Consider the following 23192-nt stretch of genomic DNA (forward strand, 5'->3'; position numbering starts at 1 on the left):
GAGGCACAGGACTCATGGCGACCCTGTCCGAGATCCTCATCCTGAACGGCGCTCTGCCGATCGAGCACCTCGACTCGATGACGGGCGACGAGGACCTCGACGAGCGCGCCATCCGCGGCCTGGTCGACCAGGGCGTCGTGAGCGAAGCGCAGTTCATCACGGCCCGGGCGGCCTCGAACAACTCCCGGACCGTCCCGCTCACCGACTACCCGGTCGACGGCACGGCGGTCTCGATCCTGCCTGCGGCGCTCTGCCGCCGGCACGGCGTCCTCGGCGTCGGCTTCGAGGGCGAGCTGCTCATCCTCGCGATGGTCAACCCGACCAACGTGCTGGCGATCGACGACGCACGCGCTGCGTCCGGCCGACCGATCAAGCCGCTCCAGGTGGACGAGCGCGACCTGCTCACCGCGCTCGACCGCTACCTGCGTGCCGACGACGAACTCAACGACCTGACCTCGTCGCTCGAGGAAGAAGCCGCCGTCAGCTCGTCGGCCCAGGTGGACCTGGCCGACGGCGCCCTCGACGACGTCCCGATCGTCCGCTTCGTGAACCTGCTCGTCTCGCAGGCGATCCAGGACCACGCCTCGGACATCCACATCGAGCCCGGTGAGCACGAGGTCCGGATCCGCTACCGCATCGACGGCGTGCTGCACGAGATGGCCCCGGCACCGAAGAACATCCAGAACGGCGTCATCAGCCGTCTGAAGATCATGAGCGACATCGACATCGCCGAGCGTCGCAAGCCACAGGACGGCCGCATGTCGGTCCGTCACGGCGGCCGCCAGATCGACCTCCGTGTGGCGACGCTGCCCACCGTGTGGGGCGAGAAGGTCGTCATGCGGATCCTCGACAACACGAACACGTCGTTGACCCTCAAGGACCTCAACCTCCTCGAGCAGAACTTCCAGGCGTACCAGCGGTCGTACTCGAAGCCGTACGGCATGATCCTGGTCACGGGGCCCACCGGTTCCGGCAAGTCCACGACGCTCTACACGACGCTGAACGCCGTCGCCAAGCCGGAGATCAACGTCATCACGGTCGAGGACCCGGTCGAGTACCGGATGGCCGGCATCAACCAGGTCCAGGTCAACCCGAAGGCCGGTCTGACGTTCGCGTCCGCACTGCGCTCGATCCTGCGGTCCGACCCCGACGTCGTCCTGCTCGGCGAGATCCGCGACCACGAGACCGCCCAGATCGCCATCGAGGCGTCCCTCACCGGTCACCTCGTGCTGTCCACGCTGCACACGAACGACGCCCCGTCGGCGGTGACCCGTCTCACCGAGATGGACATCGAGCCCTTCCTGGTCGGTTCCGCCCTCGACTCCGTCGTCGCCCAGCGTCTGGCGCGACGGCTGTGCGACCGGTGCAAGGCGCCCGCCGTGTACGAGGCCGAACAGCTCCGGACCCTCGGGTTCCTGCGCCCCGGCGACGAGGTCCCGGCGTTCTTCGCCCCCATCGGCTGCGCGGTCTGCTCGAACACCGGGTACCGCGGCCGCATCGCCCTGCACGAGGTCATGACCGTCACCGAGGAGATCGAGCGCCTCGCCGTCTCGCGTGCCTCGAGCGCCGAGATCAGCCGCGTCGCCCAGGCGCAGGGGATGCTCACGCTCCGCCAGGACGGCTTCGAGAAGGTCAAGCTCGGTCTCACGAGCGTCGACGAGATCCTGCGCGTGGTCGCGTAGGCACGAGAGAGCGCAGCCAATGACCGACTCCGTGTACGACATCACGATCCCCGGCGACGAGCCCGTCGCCGGCTGGCACCCGGGCAACCCCGGCACCGAGGTGGGCTCCCGGCGCGCAGCACGCCTGGCCGCTGCCGCCGCGGCGGCGCCCCCGGAGCAGGTCTACGACCTCGGCGACGACACCGCCGCGTGGCCGGCGCCGTCGGGATCGCCCGTCGCCGTGCCCGTCGCCCAGCCGCTCGCCACCCCGGCGACGCCGCCCGCCGCGGTGCCGTCGTCGACCGCGACGTACGGCTACGCCGAGACCCCGACGCAGCAGCTGCCCGTCGCTCCGGTCGCGCCCGCACCGACCGCCACGCTCGGCGGCGACATCGACTTCGCCCGCCACGCCCGCGAGGTCGCCGACCCCGACCTCATCACCGCGCTCGCCCAGGTCGTGTACCAGGGCGCGTCCGACCTGCACGTCACGGCGGACGCCCCGCCCACCGTCCGCGTCGACGGCTCGCTCCGTCCCGCGGTGCCCGGCGGCTCGTGGTCGCGCGGCAAGGTCATCGCGGCCCTCAAGACGCTGCTGTCGGTCGAGCAGGCCGGCCAGTTCGACCAGGAGCAGGAACTCGACTTCGCGTACTCGCTGTCGCCGGAGTACCGCTTCCGCGTGAACTTCTACCAGCAGCGCGGCAACTGGGGTGCGGCCTTCCGCATCATCCCCACGAAGATCAAGACGCTCAAGCAGCTCGGCATCCCCGAGCACGTCGGCGACTTCGCCGGCCTGCCCCGCGGACTCGTCCTGGTCACCGGCCCCACCGGCTCCGGCAAGTCCACGACCCTCGCCGCCCTGATCGACCTGGTGAACGAGAGCCGGGCCGACCACATCGTGACGGTCGAGGACCCGATCGAGTTCATGCACGAGCACAAGCGGGCGATCATCAACCAGCGCGAGGTCGGCGCCGACACGCACTCCTTCGCCGCCGCGCTCAAGCACGTGCTCCGCCAGGACCCCGACGTCATCCTGATCGGTGAGCTCCGCGACCTCGAGACCATCTCCGTCGCGCTCACCGCCGCCGAGACCGGTCACCTGGTGTTCGCCACCCTGCACACCCAGAGCGCCCCCGGCACCATCGACCGTGTCATCGACGTCTTCCCGCCGCACCAGCAGGGCCAGATCCGCACACAGCTCGCGGCGACCCTGCAGGGCGTCGTCTGCCAGACGCTGGTGCCGAAGGCGAACGGCGTCGGTCGCGTCGTCGCCACCGAGATCATGACGATCACCCCCGCCATCGGCAACCTGATCCGCGAGGGCAAGACCTACCAGATCACCTCGGCCATGCAGGCCGGGCGCGACCTGGGCATGCACACCATGGACCAGGACCTCGCCGAACTGGTCAACGTCGGCACGATCTCACGCAAGGCCGCGATGGAGAAGGTGCACGACGAAGAGGGCTTCGACCGGCTGGTGCAGCGCGTCGAGTCCCCGTCCGACTCATCGGCAGCCGCGATCGCCGCCAGCGGGATCGACTTCGGCGACAAGTTCTCCGGAGGCCACTGATGTCACTCGCATTCGACTACCGCGGGCGCGACGGTGCCGGCAAGCTCGTCAAGGGGCGCCTCGACGCCTCGTCCGAGGGCGCTGTCGTCCAGCGCCTGCGCGGCATGGGCGTCTCGCCGATCGCGATCACCGAGTCCAAGGCCGGCACGGGGCTGCAGACCGAGATCAAGATCCCGGGATTCGAAGCCGGCATCAAGCTCAAGGAACTCGCCATCATGGCCCGGCAGGCCGCGACGATGCTCGCGAGCGGCCTTTCGCTCCTCAAGGCCTTGTCGATCCTGGCCGAGCAGACTGAGAGCAAGAAGCTCCGATCGATCCTGGGCAAAGTCCGCGACGACGTCGAGCGGGGCGTGTCGTTCTCCGACGCCGTGGCGAAGTTCCCCGTCGACTTCCCGCCGATCATGATCAACATGATCCGCGCCGGTGAGACCGGTGGGTTCCTGGACAAGGCCATGGACTCCATCGCGACCAACTTCGAGAAGGAGCACAAGCTCCGGACGACGATCAAGTCGGCGATGACCTACCCCGTGGTCGTCCTCGTGATGTCGCTCCTCGCGGTCATCATCATGCTCATCTTCATCGTGCCGGTGTTCCAGAGCATGTTCGAGGGGCTCGGCAGCAAGCTGCCCCTGCCGACGATGATGCTCGTCTACGTGTCGCACGCCATGCGCTACATCGCGATCCCGCTCGCCATCGCGGTGGTCGCCTTCTGGCTCTGGTGGCGCGTGAACAAGAACACTGACAAAGTGCGTTCGTTCGTCGACCCGATCGTGCTTCGCCTCCCGGTGTTCGGGCAATTGCAGAAGAAGATCGTCATCGCGCGCTTTGCCCGGAACCTCTCCGACATGATCGGTGCCGGCGTACCGATTCTCCAGGCATTGCGAATTGTCGGGGAGGTCTCGAACAACTTCGTGGTGCAACGGGCATTGAACAATGTCAGTGAATCCGTGCGAAAGGGTGAGTCCATTGCGGTCCCGCTCGCAAAAGAGGCAGTTTTCCCGTCGATGGTCTCGCAAATGGTGGCAGTCGGTGAGGACGCCGGTTCACTCGAGGTGATGCTCGAGAAGATCGCGGTGTTCTACGACGCCGAGGTCGAAGCGACCACGGATGCCCTGACGTCGCTGATCGAGCCGCTGCTCATCGCGTTCCTCGGTGTTGTCGTGGGCGGCATGATCATCGCGCTGTACCTGCCGATCTTCCAGATCACCAGCGTCATCGAAGGCGCCTCCTAGCATATTCCACCCCCCATGCGGGGGCGTCGGGCAATTCCTTCATCCCCCGCACTGGGGGTGTTTCGCGCCTACGTTGCCCCCCGTTCTCGGGATTACACCCCCGAAACGCTCCGAATACGCTGATGTGCGGCGGCCGAGCAAGCCCCGAAACAATTCCTCGACATTCCCGCAGAATGGAAACCACCATGTACTTCGCTCTCATGGGCAAGCTCGAAGCTCGCCGCAAGGGTCTCCTGGCCGAGGAGGAGAAGGGCTTCACGCTCATCGAGCTCCTCGTCGTCGTCATCATCATCGGCATCCTCGCTGCCATCGCGATCCCGGTGTACCTGAACGTGCAGAACAACGCACGCAACTCGTCGGTGCAGTCCGACCTGTCGAACATCAAGACCGCGATCGTCGCGTACCAGACGGACAAGGGCTCGCTTCCGACGGCACTGGACCAGGCCACGCTCGGCGACTACGGATACTCCGTGAGCTCGGACAACACGCTTGCCTACAAGACGGTGCCGGCCACGGGCGCCACCGCCTGGTGCATCGATGGATCGAACTCGAAGACGAAGAAGGCCTACAGCATCTCGAACACGTCGCAGGTCAAGGACAGCGCCTGCTGACAACTCTGAGGGCGGGCCGCGGCATTTCGCCGTGGTTCGCCCTCTCCCCGTCCGTCGCACACCCTTGACACCATGCGGAGGCCAGCATGCACGCCATCGTCAATCGCCTCCGTGCATCGGGCAGCGAGGGCGGGTTCACGATCATCGAGGTCATGGTCGCGATGGTCGTGTTCGCGCTCATCGCCGCCGGGGTCGCCACGGGCATCGTCGCGACGATCTCCCTCACCCAGGACAACCGTTCCCGTGAGGCGGCGCTGAACCTCGCGGCGGCAGACATCACGGCCGTCCGCAGCGATCCCGACGTCTTCTCGGTGACGGGCGGAACGACGAAGAGCACTGTGGGCTCACAGGAGTACACCGTCACTCGCACGACGAGCTGGATCACCTCGTCCGGTGCGGACAACACGTGCGGCGCCGGCACCGGCCAACTCTCCTACAAGCGCGTCAACGTGTCGGTCAGCTGGAAGAGCAGTCCGACCGCCAAGCCCCGCAACGTCAAACTCGACACGCTCGTCGCCCCGCCGTCCTCGGTGTCCACCAACTCCGCGTCGACGATCGTCGTCGGAGTGCAGGCGGCGAGCGGGGGGCCGAACGCGGGCGTCTCCGTTCAGATCACGCCGGTCTCCGGCGGGGGCGGTGCCGCGTTGACGGCCCAGCCCGCGGCGACCGACAGCGACGGCTGCACCTACGCGCTCAACGTGACGCCGGGTGCGTACACGATCACGATCAGCAAGTCCGGGAACATCACCCCCGACGGGAAGACGTCGGCCGTGGTGAGTGCCCAGTCCGGCTCCGTGGCCAGCAAGACGTTCTCGTACGATCGCCCGGCGACAATCACGATGACCTACGCGGCGAACGCGAACACGACGGCGAAGTTGCCGAGCGGGTTCAGCGGCGTCCTCCGTCACGGCGACACGATCCAACAAGCAACCTCGTCGACCGTCTCGGTGTTCCCGTACACCGACGGCTGGACGCCGCTCGGTGGCGGGTACTCGGCGACCTGCCAGAACGTCGACCCACTCACGTGGCCGGTCGCGAACAAGCTCACTGCGAACCCCGACATCCTGGGGCCGGGAATCGGTGGGACGCCGGGTGAGGCAGCGACCGCGCAGATAGCGATGGGGGTCGTCGGCGTCCAACTCAAGGACTCGAACTCGGTCCTGACCGCGACGGTGAAGAACACGGCTGCCGTCGCGAACGGGGACCCGGGTTGTTCTCCGAGCGTGAAGTACACCTTCACGGGGCTCACGCCGAAGTCGCTCACGAACATCGCGCTGCCCTACGGAACGTGGACCCTCCTCGAGGGGACGACGACAACGAATGCGACCACGGCCGTCGCGACGATCTCGGCGACCTCTGGTGCGACCAACGTCACGGTCGCCGCGACGAAGAACGTGGTCGCGCTGGACCCGCGCGTCGTGCCGGTGACGCCGTGATGCGCCGCATCGCCGGAGTGCTGGAGCGGGCACGGCGGGACGAAGCAGGCGTCACGCTCGTCGAGCTCATCGTCGCCATGTCGATGGGGCTGGTCATCCTGGCGGTCGCCGGATCGTTCTTCGTCTCGGCCCAACGAACGGCCGTGCAGGCGAAGAACATCGGCGGGAACACGCGGCTCGCCTCGAACGCGATGAACGAGTCGACGCGGATGCTGCAGTCGGCAACGCAGAACCCGGTGCCGACCGGTTCTGACCCGCTCGATGCCTTCCAGTACGCGAGCGCCTCGTCGGTGCGCTTCTTCACCTTCGTGAACACTGCGTCGTCCGACTCGAAGACGCAGCAGGTCCAGCTCACCGTCGACCCGGCGACGAGGATACTGACGGAGACGACGTGGTCCGGCTCGGGATGGACCGCGAAGGCCCCGTACTCCACGTTCACGACCAGCTCCGCCGCCACGCTCTCGGCCACACCGACGACGACGAGGGTCCTGGCGACGAACGTCGTGCCAAGTGGGACGTCCTTCACGTTCACGGACGCCAAGGGTGTCCAGGTCGGTTCGGCGACCGCGCCGGTGCCCGCCGTGGCGCTGCCGAACATCACCAGCGTCACGGTCACGGTCACGACCGGATCGAGCACATCGGATCCGAACGCCGTCGTCCTCACCAACACCGTCTCGCTCGTCAACGTCGCCCTCGGAGGATCCTGATGCGCCGCCTCATGCAGACCCTCCGTGCGCGCGACGACGAGGCCGGGTTCGCCCTCCCCGCAGTCATAGGCATCGCGATGGTCGTGATGCTCCTGGTCGCGACCATGGTGGCGACGTCGACCAGCGGCGCACGGGTCACTGCGAAGGACTCCGCCTGGCAGCGCGCCGCCGCGGCCGCGCAGGCCGGCATCGCCGACTACCAGGCCCGTCTCAACGCCGACAACTCGTACGGGCTCTACGGGCAGGCGTCGGCACCGTTCAGTCTCTCGACGGGCAGCTCGTTCCCGTCCGGAGCCGGGAGCAACCCGGCGTTCGCGTACCAGGCGGGCGGTGACGCTTCGTGGGTCTGGGTCCCCGGCGCCGACGGCAGCCGATCGGACGCTGCCTACCGGTATGCGGTCGACAACTCGAAGCTCGGAACGCAGGGCCTCATCCGCTTGCAGGTGACCGGGAAGTCTGCCTCCACGACGCGCACGTTCATCGCGAACATCCGTCCGGACGGCTTCTCGAACTACCTCTACTACACGAACTACGAGTCCGGGAAGCCCTCGGTCACGAACGAGAAGTACCCCGTGAAGAGCTCCACCCCGTGCACGAGCGATTACCAGACGCTCGCAGTGAGCACCACGTGCGCTCAGATCCAGTTCGGGCCGAACGACGAGCTCGAGGGGCCTGTCCGGACGAACGATCAGCTCAAGATCTGCGGCTCGACCTTCGACAGCACCGTGCAGAGCGTCTACGGGTACTCGACGACGGACTGTTCGACGAGCAAGAAGGCGACCTTCGCGCAGACCCCGACCACGACCTCCACACTCACACCGCCGGCGACCATCGGGAACCTGCGGGACTACGCCCGCACTGATCTCCCGTCGACGACCGAGACGCCTGAGGGCGTGGGGTGTCTGTACACAGGACCCACCAGGATCACCTTCAACGGCAACGGCACGATGACGGTGCTGTCTCCGATGACGATCGCGACCGAGGTCAAGGCCGCTACGGCTACGGCGGGCGCGCTCCCCACCGCCGGCGACAACAACAACTCCGCGAAGTGCGGCACGGTAGCTGCTCTCCAGGGTGCGGGTGCGACGGTGCCGATCCCGACCAACAACATCGTCTACGTGCAGAATGAACCCGCAGTTCGGTCCGGCAGCACGCAGGACCCGAACTTCTGGGACGCGTCGAGTTTCAAGAACCAGAAGAACGCCTGCGACAACACGTCGCCTGCAAGTACCGCGACCAGCCTGCAGTCGAACGGTGTCGGCTTCCCGTACGTCTCGACAACGGGCAGCGCAACGACGCAGAAGAACAACTCGGAGGTCAGCCCGACCGCCGGGAGCGGCGTGCTCGTCTCGCAGCCGTACGGCTGCGAGAACGGGGACATCTTCGTGCAGGGGGTCGTCGACAAGGCCGTCACGCTCGCCGCCGAGAACTACCTCTACGTGACCGGGGACATCAAGTACCCGGCGAACCGGTCGGCGTCCACTGTCCTGGGCCTCATCGGACAGGAAGCCGTGTGGGTGTGGAATCCGATCAACTCCTCGGGCGCCCCTGCGACGCCGACGTCGGGCGCCGACCGCGAGATCGATGCATCGATCCTGTCGAACGCGGGCACATTCGTCGTGCAGAACTGGACGAGAGGACCGACGACCGGACGCGGGACCCTCACCATCGACGGATCGATCGCCCAGAACTGGCGCGGTGCCGTGGGACTCTCCAGCGGAACCGGCTACACCAAGGACTACCGGTACGACTCCAGTCTGCGGAGTTACACGCCGCCGAAGTTCCCACAACCGACAATCACCACCTACACGGTCGCGGCGCAGGTGGAGTCGAAGACGGCGTACGACTCGACAGGAGCCGCGCTGTGACGATCGTCATCGGGATGTCCGCACTGTTCGGCCTCCTGATCGGTTCCTTCCTGAACGTGGTCGTGTACCGGGTGCCGGCCGGATTGAGCGTCGTCCGTCCGGCGAGCGCCTGCCCTGGGTGCGGACACGAGATCCGCCGGCGGGACAATGTGCCCGTCCTGTCGTGGATCATGCTCCGAGCGCGTTGCCGCGACTGTGCCGCTCCGATCTCCGGGCGGTACCCGGCCGTCGAGGCGGTCACCTGTCTGCTGTTCGCGCTCGTGGCTGTGCTCTTCGCATCGTCTCCCCGGATGTCCCGGTTCGCCGTCCCGCCGGCACTGCCGGACGCAGTGGGTGTCGCGCACGGCGCGGTCGTGCTCGCCGCGCTCCTATACCTCATGGCGATCAGCGTCTCCCTGGCGCTGATCGACATCGAGACGCACACGCTCCCGAACCGGATCGTGCTGCCCGCGTACGTGGTCCTCGGAGCCTTCCTGCTCGTCGCGAGTGCCGTCTCAGGAGACTGGGGTGCGCTCATGCGAGCGGTGATCGGGGCCGTGATCCTGGGCTTCGTCTACTTCGCCCTGGCGATCGCCGTCCCCGGGGGGATGGGACTCGGTGACGTGAAACTCGCCGGTGTGCTGGGCTTCGTGCTCGCGTACCTCGGATGGGGACCCCTCGCAGTGGGTTCTTTCAGTGCCTTCGTCCTCGGCGGTATCTTCGCGATCGTCCTCCTCGTGATCCGCCGGACCGGGCGGCGGACCGGGATCCCCTTCGGCCCCTGGATGCTCGGCGGAGCGTGGGTCGGGATCGTCCTCGGCGCTCCGATCTGGGACGGCTACCTCCGCCTGCTCGGCCTCTTCTGACGCACAGCACGCTCCGACCGACATCCCCCGACCCGAACGAAGCAGGAACCAACCATGGCGAAGAACATCGTGGGCATCGACATCGGAGCGTTCGCGATCCGAGCCGTCGAGGTCCAGGATCCGGACCGTCCCGAGCCGACCATCGTCCGGTTCGCCGAGGTCCCGATCCCGATCGGCTCGACGCGCCAGGGCGAGGTGCTCGAGCCGAACACGGTCGCCGGTGCGCTGCGGCAGCTCTGGACGATCGGCCACTTCCGCTCGAAGGACGTCGTGCTCGGGATGGGCAACCAGCGGGTGCTGTCGCGCGACCTCACGGTCCCGATGGCGCCGCTCGCGCAGATCCGCGAATCGCTGCCGTTCCAGGTGCAGGACATGCTCCCCGTCCCAGTTGGCGAAGCGATCCTCGACTTCTACCCGACTGATGAGGGCATGGGGGAGAACGGTCCCGTCGTCTCGGGACTCCTGGTCGCTGCTGTCAAGGACGCTGTCCTCGCCAACGTGCAGGCCGTCCAGGCGGCGGGACTGAACCCCGTCGGGGTCGACCTGATCCCGTTCGCACTGTCGCGCGTCGTCACTCCGCGGACGCACCGCGGCACGACTGCGATCGTCGAGTGCGGCGCGAACACCACGACCGTCGTCATCGTGACGGACGGTGTGCCGAAGTTCGTCCGGATCGTACCGACCGGCGGAGACGACATCACTCGCACGCTCGCGGGGCGCATGTCCATCTCCGAGTCGGAAGCCGAGGTGGTCAAGCGCCACTTCGGGATACGGGAGCTGTCCGCGCGGACCCCCGACGACGCCACCGCGATCGCATCGGTGCGAGAGTCCGTCCAGGAACTCCTCTCGAGCCTGCGGAACACCATCAACTACTTCGACAACACCCGACCATCCGAGTCGGTCGGCGATGTGCAGCTCATCGGAGGCGGCGCGGTGCTCCCCGGGTTCGCGGACGCACTCGCGGAGTACACGCGTGTGCCGGCGCGCGTCGCGACACCCTTCGCCGGTGTCCGTACGGCACGGTCCATCACCGCCGAGGCCCTCAGCGCGCACAGCAACGCGATCGCCGTGGCATGGGGTCTCGCAGTCGGAGGGAAGGCAGCATGAGCCAGGCAACGAAGGCGACGGGCTTCGGGCTCAAGGCCGGTAGGAAGCCGCGGTCCCGCGCTGTCAAGGGTGCCGGGGTCGAACGCAAGATCGTTGCGGAGACTGCAGACCGAACGAAGCGACAGGGGCGTGGTGCCGCGCAGGCACTGGCCATCGGTGCTCGTCCGAGTGTCGATCTCCTCCCGACCGAGGTGCTCGTGCACCGTCGTCAACGGGCGGTCGTCCGTCGGCTCTGGTTGGGCGTCGTGATCCTCGGCGTCGTGGCCACCGTCGGTTCGGGCGCAGCGGCGATGCTGTCTGCGCAGGCACGGACGGACCTCGCACAGGCGCAGGCCGAGACGCTCTCCATCCTCCAGCAGCAGCAGCAGTACTCCGATGTCCGGGCATCCGAGTCCTCGACCTCGCTGCTCGAGTCGGCACAGGCGGTCGGCGGATCCACCGAGATCGCCTGGGGCGACTACCTCGCCAAGGTCGGAGCGTCACTTCCCGAGGGTGTCTCGATCACGGGTGTGACGGTGGACTCGGCCTCGCCGGTCGAGGCGTACGCCCAGGCGGACTCTCCGCTGCAAGGGGCACGTATCGCGACCCTGACCTTCGACGCACAGAGCTCGACGCTGCCCTCGGTCCCCGGATGGCTCGATTCGGTGAGGGGGCTCCCTGGATTCGTGGACGCGACCGCCAACGCCGTCACGCTCGACCAGTCGAGTGGCGCCTACACGGTCAACATGACGGTTCACATCGATGAGGAAGCCTACGACGGCAAGTACGCGGACAACGGGGGATCCAAATGAGCAAGAACCGTCTCAACACCCTCTTCGCGATCGTCGCCATGGCGATCGTGGTGGTCGCGGGGTTCTTCCTCGGTGTGCAGCCCCAACTGGCCCAGGCGGCATCGAACCGTGACCAGCAGGTAGACGTCGACCGGGCCAATGCGACGAGTACCGTCGAACTCGCTCGGCTCGAGAAGCAGTCGAAGGACCTCCCGGCGATGCGCGCCCAACTCGCGAAGCTGCAGAAGTCGATGCCGGCATCTGCGAGCATGGCGAGCTTCTACCAAGAGCTGAACGGCGTCGCCGCTGGGACTGGTGTGACCGTGGCGTCGATCACGACCGCGGATGCAGTCGCCTACACCCCGCCCGCTGCGGCCGCGGCTGCCTCTGGCGCAGCGACACCGACCGCGACCGCCTCGGCCACCCCCACAGCGACCGACTCTGGCGACCCGACGCCCGTTCCGACCCCGAGCGCGTCCCCGACGACGCCGACGGTGTTCACGGATCCGGCCATCACGTCGTCGAACCTCTCGATGATCCCGGTCACCGTCTCGGTCAACGGGTCCTTCGAGCAGGCGCTGCAGTTCGTGAAGGGAGTCCAGGGCGGCGAGCGCCTGTTCCTCGTCAACGCGATCTCCTCGGCAGCCTCGAGCGAGGCTGCGACGGAGGGCGACGGCTCGTCCGCCTCGGGAACGACGTGGACCTTCGGCGGGTACGTGTACGTCCTGACGACCGAGACGAGCGCCTCGGGGAAGGGCTGATCCGACCCCCGCGGACTGGGGTGTGACGCGCCACGCCGACCCCTCTTCCGCGACACCCGTCGGCCTGCGTACGATGCTCACGAGGCCGTGATCGCGGCTGCTCATCCTCTCTCGAACGGTCGGCTCGAATCGGCCGTTCCTCGTCGTGCCCGGAGTCGCGCGTGTTGGTCGGAATCGTTGAATTCCTCGGTTGGTTCGGTGCAGTAACCGTGCTGGCAGGTTACATACTCTTCTCCACGGGGAAGCTCCCGAACGGGCCGGTCTACCAGCTCTTCAACCTCGTCGGGGGCCTGGCCGTCGCGGTCAACGTGGCCGCACACCACGCTGTGCCGTCGACCATCGTCAACGGCATCTGGGCGATCGTGGCCGTGGTCGTCCTGGTGAAGATGGGGCGCGCCCGTCGCGCGGCGAAGCGCGGCGAGCCGGCAGCCTCCGAGGCGACCGTCCTGCACGCTGAGCCGGCGTCCACCACCGGCGTCCTGCCGATCATCGGCCCGGCCCTGCGCGACCACGAGCCGGAGGAACCCTCCGAGGCGGACGCAGCCCCGGGCCTCCAGGCCGCACCGGCCGCCAGCACGACGCAAGCAGCGCCGACCACCAGCACGACGCAGGCCGCTCCGATGACCGAGACCGTCCCGATCATCACCGCGACGATCGCACTCGCCCTCGTCGCCGCAGCACAGCACCAGGTGGACCACGCCGACCACGCCGACCACGCGGAGCGGACCGAAGCCACCCGCTGACCGCCCCGGCGGCGATACGATCACCTCATGTCCCGGTGGTTGATCGCGACGATGACGTCCGTCCTCTTCATCGCGCTCGTCGTCGCCGTCGCGGGGTTCGAAGCGCTCCTCGCCGACGTCGAGGCGATCGCGCAGCCGGACGCGACCCCGTACCTCGGCCCGGCCATGGTGATCGGCGCGGCAGTGGTGGTGTTCCTCGCGACCGCTGTCGGTGCGCGTGAGGGCAACCCCGGGGTCACCGGACTCGTGGCGGCCGCGACCGCCTACCTGGTGATGCTCGGCGTCGGCGCGGTCGGGTACGCCGTGATCCGCCGCGACCTGACCGAACTCCTCGTCTTCCCGGCCGGCTACGCGCTCGGCCCGTTCGTCGTCGGGTCCGTCGTGGTGGCGCTCCTGTCGGTGATCGGCGGGATCTCCATGGCCCGGCACCAGGCGCGGACGACGGGTCGGACGCCTGACGCAGACCGGCGGCACGAGTCGACGGTCGCGGGCGACGACGTCGCCGGGCGGTAGTCTGCCCGGGCACGACGCACACGCAACGGGGGAACCATGAGCGACCAGCACACACCGGATCCGGACCAGCAGAGCGGCTGGGGAGCCGTGCCGCCGGTGGCATCGATCCGCGGGACGCACGAGGGGCCGGCAGGCGCCGAGTTCACCACGCCCGCGCCGCGCGCTCCGCGCCGGAAGCTCCGCCGCGGCCAGCTGGTCGGGATCATCGCCGGCAGCACCGCGGTCGTGCTGTTGCTCGTCGCCGGTGTCGTCGGGTTCTCGGTCGGTTCGGCCACCCACTCGGCCGACCGCCCCGTTCGGGCGTTCCTCGACGACCTGACCGCGGGGAAGGTCGCCGAGGCCCTGGACGCCGCCGGCATCGACCGCACGAAGTCGGACGTGCTCCTCACCGACGCCGCGTACGCGAAGGCCACGGCCAAGGTCACCGGCTACCGGGTGGCTGCGACGCGGACGGACGGCGACACCGCCACCGTTCGCGCCTACCTCCGCCAGAGCGGACGAGAGGTCGCGGCGACCTTCACGCTCGACAAGACCGGTACCGACTGGGGTGTGTTCCCGGTGTGGGAGCTGCAGTCGCCCGAGCTCGGCAGCGTCGACGTCAGCGTCCGGGGCCCGTCCGGCGCCTCGGTGCAGGTCGCGGGGACGTCGACGAAGACCTCGAAGGACGGCACCGTCAGTCTCCGCGCGCTCCCCGGGACCTACGCGGTCACCTACGACGGCGGCAAGTGGACGAAGGCCACGGGCGGCAGCGCCGACGTGGGCGGGTTCGGGGTCGGCGCCTCGACATCCGTGCAGATGACCGCGGCGCTCGCGAACGCGGGGGAGCAGGCGGCGAAGCGGGCCGTGGACGCCTGGGTCGACGGCTGCATCGCCTCGAACGACGCTGCACCGGCCGGGTGCAGCTTCTACGCCTACGGCGAGAACCCCGCGTACACGTACACGAACGAGAAGTGGACGCTCGAGTCGCGCCCCACGGTCGCCGTCGGCAGCTGGACCTCGAACGGCTGGCTGGTCTCCACCACCACGTTCGGTCGGGCGACCTTCACGGCGGACATCGCCGGCGCGGGCGGCACCGGGACGGCTTCGGCCGGGCCGCTCAACGTCAACGCGAGCGGGTACATCACGGGGTTCTCGAGCTCCGGTGCGACGTTCCGCTCGGCGGTCGGCAACGGGTCCTCGGACACCGGCTCATGACGGTGTCCGGCGTGGTGCCGGCCCGGATTGATTTCGTTCCGTTACGCGGGTAGTCTCTTCTGGGTGTGCGCCCTCGGGCGCGCCCGAAAAGTCCGGCGAGCGGGATCGCCCAGCCGGACCACTCCGTCCCCCGCAGGTTCCTCCGCCGTCAGGCGGTCATCAGCGTGGGACGAGGAAGCCGGCGGATCGCGCCGGCCAGAGAGCACGAGCGAAGAACCAGGAGAACAGTTGCCTACTATTCAGCAGCTGGTTCGCAAGGGTCGTACGCCGAAGGTCACCAAGACCAAGGCGCCCGCCCTGAAGGCGAACCCCCAGCAGCGTGGTGTGTGCACCCGCGTCTACACCACCACCCCGAAGAAGCCGAACTCCGCACTGCGCAAGGTCGCTCGTGTGAAGCTCTCGAACGGCACCGAGGTCACGGCGTACATCCCCGGTGAGGGCCACAACCTCCAGGAGCACTCGATGGTGCTCGTCCGTGGCGGTCGTGTGAAGGACCTCCCCGGTGTGCGGTACAAGATCATCCGTGGCGCCCTGGACACCCAGGCCGTGAAGAACCGTAAGCAGGCTCGTAGCCGCTACGGCGCGAAGAAGGGTTGAGTTAGATGCCTCGTAAGGGTCCCGCCCCCAAGCGTCCCGTCGTCGCCGACCCGGTCTACGGTGCGCCGATCGTCAGCCAGCTCGTCAACAAGATCCTGCTCGACGGCAAGAAGGGCCTCGCCGAGCGCATCGTCTACGGTGCACTCGAGGGCGTCACTGCCAAGAACCAGCAGGATGCTGTCGTCACGCTCAAGAAGGCGCTCGACAACGTCCGTCCGACCCTCGAGGTCCGCAGCCGCCGTGTCGGTGGCTCGACCTACCAGGTCCCGGTCGAGGTCAAGCCGCACCGCGCGAACACCCTCGCGCTCCGCTGGCTGACCTCGTACGCCAAGGCCCGTCGCGAGAAGACGATGACCGAGCGTCTCATGAACGAGATCCTCGACGCGTCGAACGGTCTCGGTGCCGCGGTCAAGCGCCGCGAGGACACGCACAAGATGGCCGAGTCGAACAAGGCCTTCGCCCACTACCGCTGGTAGTCCCGGCACCGTCCGGGCACCGGTGGTCAAGAACCCCGGCGCCCGGACGGCCGCCAACCTCTCCTACAACTCTTCCGGAGGAACCCTGTGGCACAGGACGTGCTCACCGACCTGAACAAGGTCCGCAACATCGGCATCATGGCGCACATCGATGCCGGCAAGACCACGACGACCGAGCGCATCCTGTTCTACACGGGCATCACGCACAAGATCGGTGAGGTCCACGACGGCGCTGCCACGATGGACTGGATGGCGCAGGAGCAGGAGCGCGGCATCACGATCACGTCGGCCGCGACGACCTGCTTCTGGGACAACAACCAGATCAACATCATCGACACCCCCGGTCACGTGGACTTCACGGTCGAGGTGGAGCGTTCGCTCCGCGTCCTCGACGGTGCCGTCGCCGTCTTCGACGGCAAGGAGGGCGTCGAGCCCCAGTCCGAGACCGTGTGGCGTCAGGCGGACAAGTACAACGTCCCGCGCATCTGCTTCGTCAACAAGATGGACAAGCTCGGCGCGGACTTCTACTACACCGTCGACACGATCATCAACCGCCTCGGCGCGGAGCCCCTCGTGCTCCAGCTGCCGATCGGTTCCGAGAGCTCGTTCGAAGGCGTCGTCGACCTCGTCCAGATGCGTGCACTCACCTGGCGCGGCGACGCCAAGGGTGACGTCGCGATGGGTGCGAAGTACGAGATCGAGGAGATCCCGGCCGACCTGCAGGACCGCGCCGCCGAGTACCGCGAGAAGCTCATCGAGCGCGTGGCCGAGGCGGACGACGTCCTCATGGAGCGCTACCTCGAGGGCGACACCGACTTCTCGGTCGACGAGATCAAGGCCGCGATCCGCGCCCTCACCGTGAGCAGCACGCTCTACCCGGTGCTGTGCGGTTCCGCGTTCAAGAACCGCGGTGTCCAGCCGATGCTCGACGCCGTCATCGACTACCTCCCGTCCCCGCTCGACGTGCCGCCGATGATCGGCCACGACGTCAAGGACGAGGAGAAGGAGATCATCCGCAAGCCCGACGCGTCGGAGCCGTTCTCGGCCCTGGCGTTCAAGGTCGCGGTGCACCCCTTCTTCGGTCGCCTCACCTACGTCCGCGTGTACTCCGGCTCGATCGAGTCCGGTGCGCAGGTCATCAACTCGACCAAGGGCAAGAAGGAGCGCATCGGCAAGATCTTCCAGATGCACTCCAACAAGGAGAACCCGGTCGCCAACGTGACCGCTGGCCACATCTACGCGGTCATCGGCCTCAAGGACACCACCACCGGTGACACCCTGTGCGACCCGACCAACCAGGTCGTCCTCGAGTCGATGACGTTCCCGGAGCCGGTCATCGAGGTCGCGATCGAGCCGAACACGAAGGCCGACCAGGAGAAGCTCTCCACGGCCATCCAGAAGCTCGCCGAAGAGGACCCGACGTTCCGCGTCGAGCTCAACGCCGAGACCGGTCAGACGACGATCAAGGGCATGGGCGAGCTCCACCTCGACATCCTCGTCGACCGCATGAAGCGCGAGTTCCACGTCGAGGCGAGCGTCGGCAAGCCCCAGGTGGCCTACCGCGAGACCCTCACGAAGGTCGTCGAGCGCTACGACTACACCCACAAGAAGCAGACCGGTGGTTCCGGCCAGTTCGCGAAGGTGCAGATCGCGCTCGAGCCGATGGAGGTCACGAGCGAGAAGGTCTACGAGTTCGTCAACGCGACCTCCGGTGGCCGTGTCCCGCGCGAGTACATCCCGTCGGTCGACGCCGGTATCCAGGACGCCATGCAGGTCGGCATCCTCGCCGGTTACCCGACGGTCGGCGTGAAGGCCACCCTCAAGGACGGCGCGGCGCACGACGTCGACTCGTCCGAGATGGCGTTCAAGATCGCCGGTTCGATCGCCTACAAGGAAGCGGCCCGCAAGGCCGGTCCGGCGATCCTCGAGCCGATCATGGCCGTCGAGGTCCGTACTCCTGAGGAGTACATGGGCGACGTCATCGGTGACCTGAACTCCCGTCGTGGCCAGATCGCCTCGATGGAGGACGCCTCGGGCGTCAAGGTGGTCCGCGCGAGCGTGCCGCTGTCCGAGATGTTCGGCTACGTCGGCGACCTGCGGTCGAAGACCTCTGGTCGTGCGGTCTACTCGATGACCTTCGAGACCTACAGCCAGGTCCCGGCCAAGGTCGCCGAGGAGATCATCGCGAAGAACGCGGGGGAGTGACGCTCGAGCGTCTCTCCACAGGCGGGGGTGCCCGGCGACGGGCCCCCCGCCACCAAGTAAAGTAAAGACACACACCGCGCATCAACGGTCGCGAGCCCATCCAGGGCCGGCCGGGGATGACGCTTCCGAGTCCTGAGGAGGACCCACAGTGGCCAAGGCCAAGTTCGAGCGCACCAAGCCGCACGTCAACATCGGAACCATCGGTCACGTCGACCACGGCAAGACCACGCTCACGGCGGCGATCACCAAGGTTCTGCACGACCAGTACCCGGACCTCAACGAGGCCCGTGACTTCGCGCAGATCGACAACGCTCCCGAGGAGCGCCAGCGCGGCATCACGATCAACATCTCGCACGTCGAGTACCAGACCGAGAAGCGTCACTACGCGCACGTCGACGCCCCCGGTCACGCCGACTACGTGAAGAACATGATCACGGGTGCGGCGCAGATGGACGGCGCGATCCTCGTGGTCGCCGCCACCGACGGCCCGATGCCCCAGACGCGTGAGCACGTCCTGCTCGCCCGCCAGGTCGGCGTCCCGTACATCGTCGTCGCGCTGAACAAGTCCGACATGGTGGACGACGAGGAGATCCTGGAGCTCGTCGAGCTCGAGGTCCGCGAGCTCCTCGGCTCGCAGCAGTTCGACGAGGACGCTCCCGTCGTGCAGGTCTCGGCGCTCAAGGCGCTCGAGGGCGACGAGAAGTGGGTCAAGTCGGTCCAGGACCTCATGGCCCAGGTCGACGAGCACGTGCCGGACCCGGTGCGCGCCACCGACCAGCCGTTCCTGATGCCGATCGAGGACGTCTTCACGATCACCGGTCGTGGCACGGTCGTCACCGGTCGCGTCGAGCGTGGCACGCTCAACCTGAACGAGGAGGTCGAGATCGTCGGCATCCGCGCGACGCAGAAGACCACCGTCACGGGCATCGAGATGTTCCGCAAGCTGCTCGACCAGGCGGTCGCCGGTGACAACACCGGTCTGCTCATCCGTGGCCTCAAGCGCGAGGACGTCGAGCGCGGCCAGGTCGTCGTGAAGCCGGGTTCGGTCACGCCGCACACCGAGTTCCAGGCGAACGCGTACATCCTGACGAAGGAAGAGGGCGGGCGTCACAACCCGTTCTACGCGAACTACCGCCCGCAGTTCTACTTCCGCACCACGGACGTCACCGGCGTCATCACGCTGCCCGAGGGCACCGAGATGGTCATGCCCGGTGACACCGTCGCCATGACGGTCGAGCTGATCCAGCCGATCGCCATGGAAGAGGGCCTCCGCTTCGCCATCCGTGAGGGTGGTCGTACGGTCGGCGCCGGTACGGTCGAGAAGATCCTCAAGTAACTCCGGTTACCTGCCTCAGCGGGGTCGAGCCTTCGGGCTCGGCCCCGCTTTGTCGTCTCCCGTCCACGCGCCACTGACGGCCGCTCACGGCTCGCACGGGCGTCGGACGGGAGGCCCGGGGCGGGTCCGCTGCGACGGCGCCGGTCCGCCCCGTGCGGCGTCCCAGGCATCGTGGAGTTGGCTCGGACAGGTGACCCGCCTGCGCCGTTCCACGACCTCCGGTCGTGGCTACCACCGTGTCCGGAGCGGACGCGGCTTCTCGTACCGTGATCCCGACGGTGCGACCGTCACCGATGCCGCGGTCCGTCAACGGCTCGAGGATCTCGTCATCCCGCCGGCGTGGGACGACGTCTGGATCTCGCCGTACGAGAACGGGCACGTGCTCGCGACGGGGATCGACGGTGCCGGTCGACGTCAGTACATGTACCACCCGTCGTGGCGTGAGCGGATGGACCGGATCAAGTACGACCGTGCGCTCGCCCTCGCCGAGTCGCTGCCGGTCGCGCGACGCGGGGTGACCCAGGACCTCCGCCGCCCGGAGCCCGATCGCCGCCGGGCGCTCGCTGCGGCGTTCCGGATGCTCGACCAGGGGTCCCTCCGGGTCGGTTCGGAGCGGTACGCCACCGAGCACGGCAGTCGCGGACTCTCGACCCTGCTCTGTGCCCACGCGCACGTCTCCGGCGACGACATCGAGCTCGACTTCCCCGGCAAGAGCGGCCAGGAGTGGTCGTCGTCCATCCACGACGCGGACCTCGCCACGGTGATCGCCGGCATGAAGCGCCGCGGGCCGAACGCGCGACTGCTCTCGTTCCGCGAACGCCGTGGGGACGAATGGGAGCCGCTCTCCGCAGAGGACATCAACGCCTACGTGAAGGAACGTGCGGGCGACGAGTTCACGGCGAAGGACTTCCGCACCCTGCACGGCACGGTGGCCGCGGCCGTCGACCTGGCACAGACCGGTCCGCTGTCGTCGGAGGCGAAGCGGAAGCGCGCCGTCTCCCACGCCGTGAAGGCCGCGAGCGAGGAGCTCGGGAACACCCCGACGGTGTGCCGACAGAGCTACATCGACCCGCGGTTGCTCGACGCCTACGAGCACGGTGAGACCATCGATCCGGCTCGGATCCACGCCGCCGAGTCCGAGGTCCGGGCGCTGCTCTACCGACAATGACCCCGGGGGCGTCCGGATGACGTAGCGTTGGTCGACGTGCCGGACCACCCCACACGGCACGGAAGGACCCACAACAGTCGTGACTGACGAGTGCATCCACGGTTTCCCCACCGAGCTCTGCGACATCTGCGCGCCCCGGCAGCGTGAGGAGTCGGCGATCCCCGCCGCCCCGACGCCACGGCGGACCCGCATCACCACCAACCTGCGCGTCGACCCGCCGGCCTCCGGCCCGGGGACGTCGCTCCGTTCGCCGACGTCACTCCGGTCGTCGTCGGCCGAGCTGCCGGAGGCCCGGGTCTTCGCGTCGCTGCGCGCGCACCACGTGACCCACATCGACAACCTCGACGGCATCGTCGGGTCCGGCGCGATCCTGGCGGCCGACCAGGCGGAGCCCGCCGTCGACGTCAGCAGCCCGGAGACCCGTGCCGCCCGCGCCGAAGCCGAAGCGCCCGACGGCAGCACCATCGCCAGCCACGTGCCCTTCACGCTGTCGCCGGACGCCGTCCGCTGGGACGAGCTCCGCACCGGCGCCGAGGGCGAGCGGTGGTCCGACGCCGCGCGCCGCACGCGCGCCGTCGACTACGTCGTGCTCGTCGTCCCGGTGTCGGCGTTCGGCGCCTCGGTGGTCGTCGCCGACCAGGATGCCGACGCCGACGACGTGCGGTTCGCGGTCGGCCCGGACGCTGCGACCAACCTGATCCGTCGCACCGACTTCTCCGACCCGGAGATGCTCGGACTCGAGCTCCTCGCCGGGCCGAGCGTGCCGTTCTCGTCGGTCGCGGTGATCGGCGTACCGAACGACAAGGCACGGCAGACGGTCCGTGCGGTGCTCGCCGACCACGGCGGACACGCGCCGCGCGTGGCGGTCTTCCCGCCCTGGTTCGTGCCCCCGGTGACGGCCGAGTAACCGTCTCCACGAGCGCCCTCCGGACCATCTCCGGAGGGCGCTCCACGTTGCGGCGGCGAGCCGTGCCTCCCGACCGTCCGATCCGCGTGGATCCGGGGAAGCGAGCCGGTGTCGACACGCCCGGCATCTCGCGACACGCCCGGGTTGCACGTGGGCTCGGGACATGCGAGACTTGTCCGGTTCCGAATTCCCCGCGGGTGCGAGTCCGCAGGATCACTGCTCTGGCAGTGCACAACCCCCCTGTTCAGCAGGGCTGGGTTGGGCCGCAGGCAGCAGAACACGACTCCCCGAGGTCATGACGGACGCGACACTGTTGCGCCCGGAGTGCGAGGAAGTCGATTGCCCACGCTGGACGGCCAAGGTCGCCCGCGCGGTTGACAGGTGAACAGCGGTCATCCCCAGCGGATGCGGCCGGTTGGTTCAGGAAAACAGCACGGTCTGCAGGAATGCAGAGCCGAGCGGCGTCAGGCGGCCAGAGGGTGCGCGGCGCAGAGAGGACAAGAGACACATGGCGGGACAGAAGATCCGCATCCGGCTCAAGTCGTATGACCACGAGGTCATCGACACGTCGGCCCGGAAGATCGTCGACACGGTGACCCGTGCCGGTGCGACCGTGGTCGGCCCGGTGCCGCTCCCCACCGAGAAGAACGTGATCGCAGTGATCCGTTCCCCTCACAAGTACAAGGACTCGCGCGAGCACTTCGAGAAGCGCACGCACAAGCGGGTCATCGACATCGTCGACCCGACGCCGAAGGCCGTTGACTCGCTCATGCGACTCGACCTGCCGGCAGACGTCAACATCGAGATCAAGCTGTAAGGGGGCTGACCAATGGCGAACTCAACCAAGACCGTCAAGGGCCTCCTCGGCAAGAAGCTCGGGATGACCCAGGTGTGGGACGAGAACAACAAGTTCATCCCCGTCACCGTGATCGAGGTCGGCCCGAACGTGGTCACCCAGATCCGCAACGCTGAGCGCGACGGCTACGAGGCGATCCAGATCGCCGCCGGCGCCATCGACCCGCGCAAGGTCAACAAGCCGGCCGCCGGTCACTTCGAGGCCGCTGGCGTGACCCCGCGTCGCACGCTCACCGAGATCCGTACCAACGACTCCGCTGAGTACACGCTCGGCCAGGAGCTCACCGTGGACAGCACGTTCACGGCGGGCCAGAAGGTCGACGTCGTCGGTACCTCCAAGGGCAAGGGCTTCGCCGGTGTCATGAAGCGCCACGGCTTCCACGGCGTCGGCGCCTCGCACGGTGCGCACCGCAACCACCGCAAGCCCGGCTCGATCGGTGCTTCCTCGACCCCGTCGCGTGTCTTCAAGGGCATGCGCATGGCTGGCCGTATGGGTGGCGACCGCGTGACCGTCCTCAACCTCACGGTGCACGCCGTCGACGCCGAGAAGGGTCTGCTGCTCGTCAAGGGCGCCGTCCCCGGTGCTCGTGGCCGCTCCGTCTTCGTCCGCACCGCCGTGAAGGGTAAGTGATC

General features: G+C 68.0%; 22 protein-coding genes. All 22 read left to right on the forward strand.

What is annotated here, in order from left to right; genetic code table 11:
• Positions 1–14: 14 nt before the first annotated feature.
• The 22 genes from ACVKXF_RS06305 (at position 15) to rplC (ending at position 23190) form a co-directional block, all read left to right on the forward strand.
• Positions 15–1682, forward strand: coding sequence for a GspE/PulE family protein (locus ACVKXF_RS06305; protein WP_123311706.1), 1668 nt, complete (start codon positions 15–17; stop codon positions 1680–1682).
• 19 nt (positions 1683–1701) lie between these two features.
• Positions 1702–3228: a PilT/PilU family type 4a pilus ATPase gene (locus tag ACVKXF_RS06310; protein WP_456795213.1), complete on the forward strand. Its 1527-nt coding sequence runs from the start codon at positions 1702–1704 to the stop codon at positions 3226–3228.
• Positions 3228–4460: a type II secretion system F family protein gene (locus tag ACVKXF_RS06315; protein ID WP_456795214.1), complete on the forward strand. Its 1233-nt coding sequence runs from the start codon at positions 3228–3230 to the stop codon at positions 4458–4460. Before ACVKXF_RS06310 ends, ACVKXF_RS06315 begins: the two co-directional genes overlap by 1 nt.
• 185 nt (positions 4461–4645) lie before the next feature.
• On the forward strand, positions 4646–5071 hold the full coding sequence (locus tag ACVKXF_RS06320; RefSeq protein ID WP_456795215.1) for a type II secretion system protein: 426 nt from the start codon (positions 4646–4648) through the stop codon (positions 5069–5071).
• Positions 5072–5157: 86 nt separating this feature from the next.
• Positions 5158–6507 carry a type IV pilus modification PilV family protein gene (locus ACVKXF_RS06325; protein WP_456795216.1) on the forward strand — a complete coding sequence of 450 codons (1350 nt, stop codon included), beginning with the start codon at positions 5158–5160 and terminating at the stop codon, positions 6505–6507.
• Positions 6507–7214 (forward strand): PilW family protein, encoded by a 708-nt coding sequence (locus ACVKXF_RS06330; RefSeq protein ID WP_456795340.1) that lies wholly within the window; start codon positions 6507–6509, stop codon positions 7212–7214. Before ACVKXF_RS06325 ends, ACVKXF_RS06330 begins: the two co-directional genes overlap by 1 nt.
• Positions 7214–9082 carry a hypothetical protein gene (locus ACVKXF_RS06335; RefSeq protein ID WP_456795217.1) on the forward strand — a complete coding sequence of 623 codons (1869 nt, stop codon included), beginning with the start codon at positions 7214–7216 and terminating at the stop codon, positions 9080–9082. The genes ACVKXF_RS06330 and ACVKXF_RS06335 overlap by 1 nt, the downstream gene beginning before the upstream one ends.
• Positions 9079–9927 carry a prepilin peptidase gene (locus ACVKXF_RS06340; RefSeq protein ID WP_456795218.1) on the forward strand — a complete coding sequence of 283 codons (849 nt, stop codon included), beginning with the start codon at positions 9079–9081 and terminating at the stop codon, positions 9925–9927. Before ACVKXF_RS06335 ends, ACVKXF_RS06340 begins: the two co-directional genes overlap by 4 nt.
• A gap of 54 nt (positions 9928–9981) precedes the next feature.
• Positions 9982–11034 (forward strand): type IV pilus assembly protein PilM, encoded by a 1053-nt coding sequence (gene pilM, locus ACVKXF_RS06345; protein ID WP_456795219.1) that lies wholly within the window; start codon positions 9982–9984, stop codon positions 11032–11034.
• Positions 11031–11825 carry a hypothetical protein gene (locus ACVKXF_RS06350; protein ID WP_456795220.1) on the forward strand — a complete coding sequence of 265 codons (795 nt, stop codon included), beginning with the start codon at positions 11031–11033 and terminating at the stop codon, positions 11823–11825. Before pilM ends, ACVKXF_RS06350 begins: the two co-directional genes overlap by 4 nt.
• Positions 11822–12565 (forward strand): hypothetical protein, encoded by a 744-nt coding sequence (locus ACVKXF_RS06355; protein WP_456795221.1) that lies wholly within the window; start codon positions 11822–11824, stop codon positions 12563–12565. Before ACVKXF_RS06350 ends, ACVKXF_RS06355 begins: the two co-directional genes overlap by 4 nt.
• A 161-nt stretch (positions 12566–12726) precedes the next feature.
• Positions 12727–13308, forward strand: coding sequence for a CBU_0592 family membrane protein (locus ACVKXF_RS06360; protein ID WP_456795222.1), 582 nt, complete (start codon positions 12727–12729; stop codon positions 13306–13308).
• A 27-nt stretch (positions 13309–13335) separates the two neighbouring features.
• Positions 13336–13821, forward strand: a complete 486-nt coding sequence (locus ACVKXF_RS06365; RefSeq protein ID WP_456795223.1) for a DUF6121 family protein — start codon at positions 13336–13338, stop codon at positions 13819–13821.
• A 36-nt stretch (positions 13822–13857) separates the two neighbouring features.
• Positions 13858–15015, forward strand: coding sequence for a hypothetical protein (locus ACVKXF_RS06370; protein ID WP_456795224.1), 1158 nt, complete (start codon positions 13858–13860; stop codon positions 15013–15015).
• A gap of 228 nt (positions 15016–15243) precedes the next feature.
• Complete coding sequence (gene rpsL / locus ACVKXF_RS06375; protein ID WP_017885540.1) at positions 15244–15612, forward strand: 30S ribosomal protein S12; 369 nt, start codon at positions 15244–15246, stop codon at positions 15610–15612.
• A 5-nt stretch (positions 15613–15617) separates the two neighbouring features.
• Positions 15618–16088: a 30S ribosomal protein S7 gene (rpsG, locus tag ACVKXF_RS06380; RefSeq protein WP_055950927.1), complete on the forward strand. Its 471-nt coding sequence runs from the start codon at positions 15618–15620 to the stop codon at positions 16086–16088.
• An 87-nt stretch (positions 16089–16175) separates the two neighbouring features.
• A complete protein-coding gene (fusA, locus tag ACVKXF_RS06385) occupies positions 16176–18293 on the forward strand; it encodes an elongation factor G (protein WP_123311732.1) in 2118 nt (705 codons plus the stop codon).
• 148 nt (positions 18294–18441) lie between these two features.
• The gene (gene tuf / locus ACVKXF_RS06390; RefSeq protein WP_123311734.1) at positions 18442–19629 is read left to right on the forward strand and encodes an elongation factor Tu; all 1188 of its coding nucleotides are present in this window, start codon (positions 18442–18444) and stop codon (positions 19627–19629) included.
• Between the two features lie 190 nt (positions 19630–19819).
• Positions 19820–20797: a DNA topoisomerase IB gene (locus ACVKXF_RS06395; protein WP_456795225.1), complete on the forward strand. Its 978-nt coding sequence runs from the start codon at positions 19820–19822 to the stop codon at positions 20795–20797.
• A 79-nt stretch (positions 20798–20876) separates the two neighbouring features.
• Positions 20877–21704 carry a DarT ssDNA thymidine ADP-ribosyltransferase family protein gene (locus ACVKXF_RS06400; RefSeq protein ID WP_123311738.1) on the forward strand — a complete coding sequence of 276 codons (828 nt, stop codon included), beginning with the start codon at positions 20877–20879 and terminating at the stop codon, positions 21702–21704.
• A gap of 508 nt (positions 21705–22212) precedes the next feature.
• Positions 22213–22521, forward strand: coding sequence for a 30S ribosomal protein S10 (rpsJ, locus tag ACVKXF_RS06405; RefSeq protein WP_017885534.1), 309 nt, complete (start codon positions 22213–22215; stop codon positions 22519–22521).
• Between the two features lie 12 nt (positions 22522–22533).
• A complete protein-coding gene (rplC, locus tag ACVKXF_RS06410) occupies positions 22534–23190 on the forward strand; it encodes a 50S ribosomal protein L3 (RefSeq protein WP_017885533.1) in 657 nt (218 codons plus the stop codon).
• The last annotated feature ends 2 nt before the right edge of the window (positions 23191–23192 follow it).

It is taken from the genome of Curtobacterium sp. PvP017 (genome assembly GCF_054060195.1).

Bases quoted from the DNA above. Each gene is read 5' to 3' on its own strand.
- ACVKXF_RS06310 (WP_456795213.1), top strand. From the start codon at position 1,702: ATGACCGACTCCGTGTACGACATCACGATCCCCGGCGACGAGCCCGTC.
- ACVKXF_RS06335 (WP_456795217.1), top strand. From the start codon at position 7,214: ATGCGCCGCCTCATGCAGACCCTCCGTGCGCGCGACGACGAGGCCGGG.
- ACVKXF_RS06330 (WP_456795340.1), top strand. From the start codon at position 6,507: ATGCGCCGCATCGCCGGAGTGCTGGAGCGGGCACGGCGGGACGAAGCA.
- ACVKXF_RS06350 (WP_456795220.1), top strand. From the start codon at position 11,031: ATGAGCCAGGCAACGAAGGCGACGGGCTTCGGGCTCAAGGCCGGTAGG.
- rpsG (WP_055950927.1), top strand. From the start codon at position 15,618: ATGCCTCGTAAGGGTCCCGCCCCCAAGCGTCCCGTCGTCGCCGACCCG.
- ACVKXF_RS06305 (WP_123311706.1), top strand. From the start codon at position 15: ATGGCGACCCTGTCCGAGATCCTCATCCTGAACGGCGCTCTGCCGATC.
- ACVKXF_RS06320 (WP_456795215.1), top strand. From the start codon at position 4,646: ATGTACTTCGCTCTCATGGGCAAGCTCGAAGCTCGCCGCAAGGGTCTC.
- ACVKXF_RS06355 (WP_456795221.1), top strand. From the start codon at position 11,822: ATGAGCAAGAACCGTCTCAACACCCTCTTCGCGATCGTCGCCATGGCG.
- rplC (WP_017885533.1), top strand. From the start codon at position 22,534: ATGGCGAACTCAACCAAGACCGTCAAGGGCCTCCTCGGCAAGAAGCTC.
- ACVKXF_RS06315 (WP_456795214.1), top strand. From the start codon at position 3,228: ATGTCACTCGCATTCGACTACCGCGGGCGCGACGGTGCCGGCAAGCTC.
- ACVKXF_RS06370 (WP_456795224.1), top strand. From the start codon at position 13,858: ATGAGCGACCAGCACACACCGGATCCGGACCAGCAGAGCGGCTGGGGA.
- rpsJ (WP_017885534.1), top strand. From the start codon at position 22,213: ATGGCGGGACAGAAGATCCGCATCCGGCTCAAGTCGTATGACCACGAG.
- ACVKXF_RS06365 (WP_456795223.1), top strand. From the start codon at position 13,336: ATGTCCCGGTGGTTGATCGCGACGATGACGTCCGTCCTCTTCATCGCG.
- ACVKXF_RS06325 (WP_456795216.1), top strand. From the start codon at position 5,158: ATGCACGCCATCGTCAATCGCCTCCGTGCATCGGGCAGCGAGGGCGGG.
- pilM (WP_456795219.1), top strand. From the start codon at position 9,982: ATGGCGAAGAACATCGTGGGCATCGACATCGGAGCGTTCGCGATCCGA.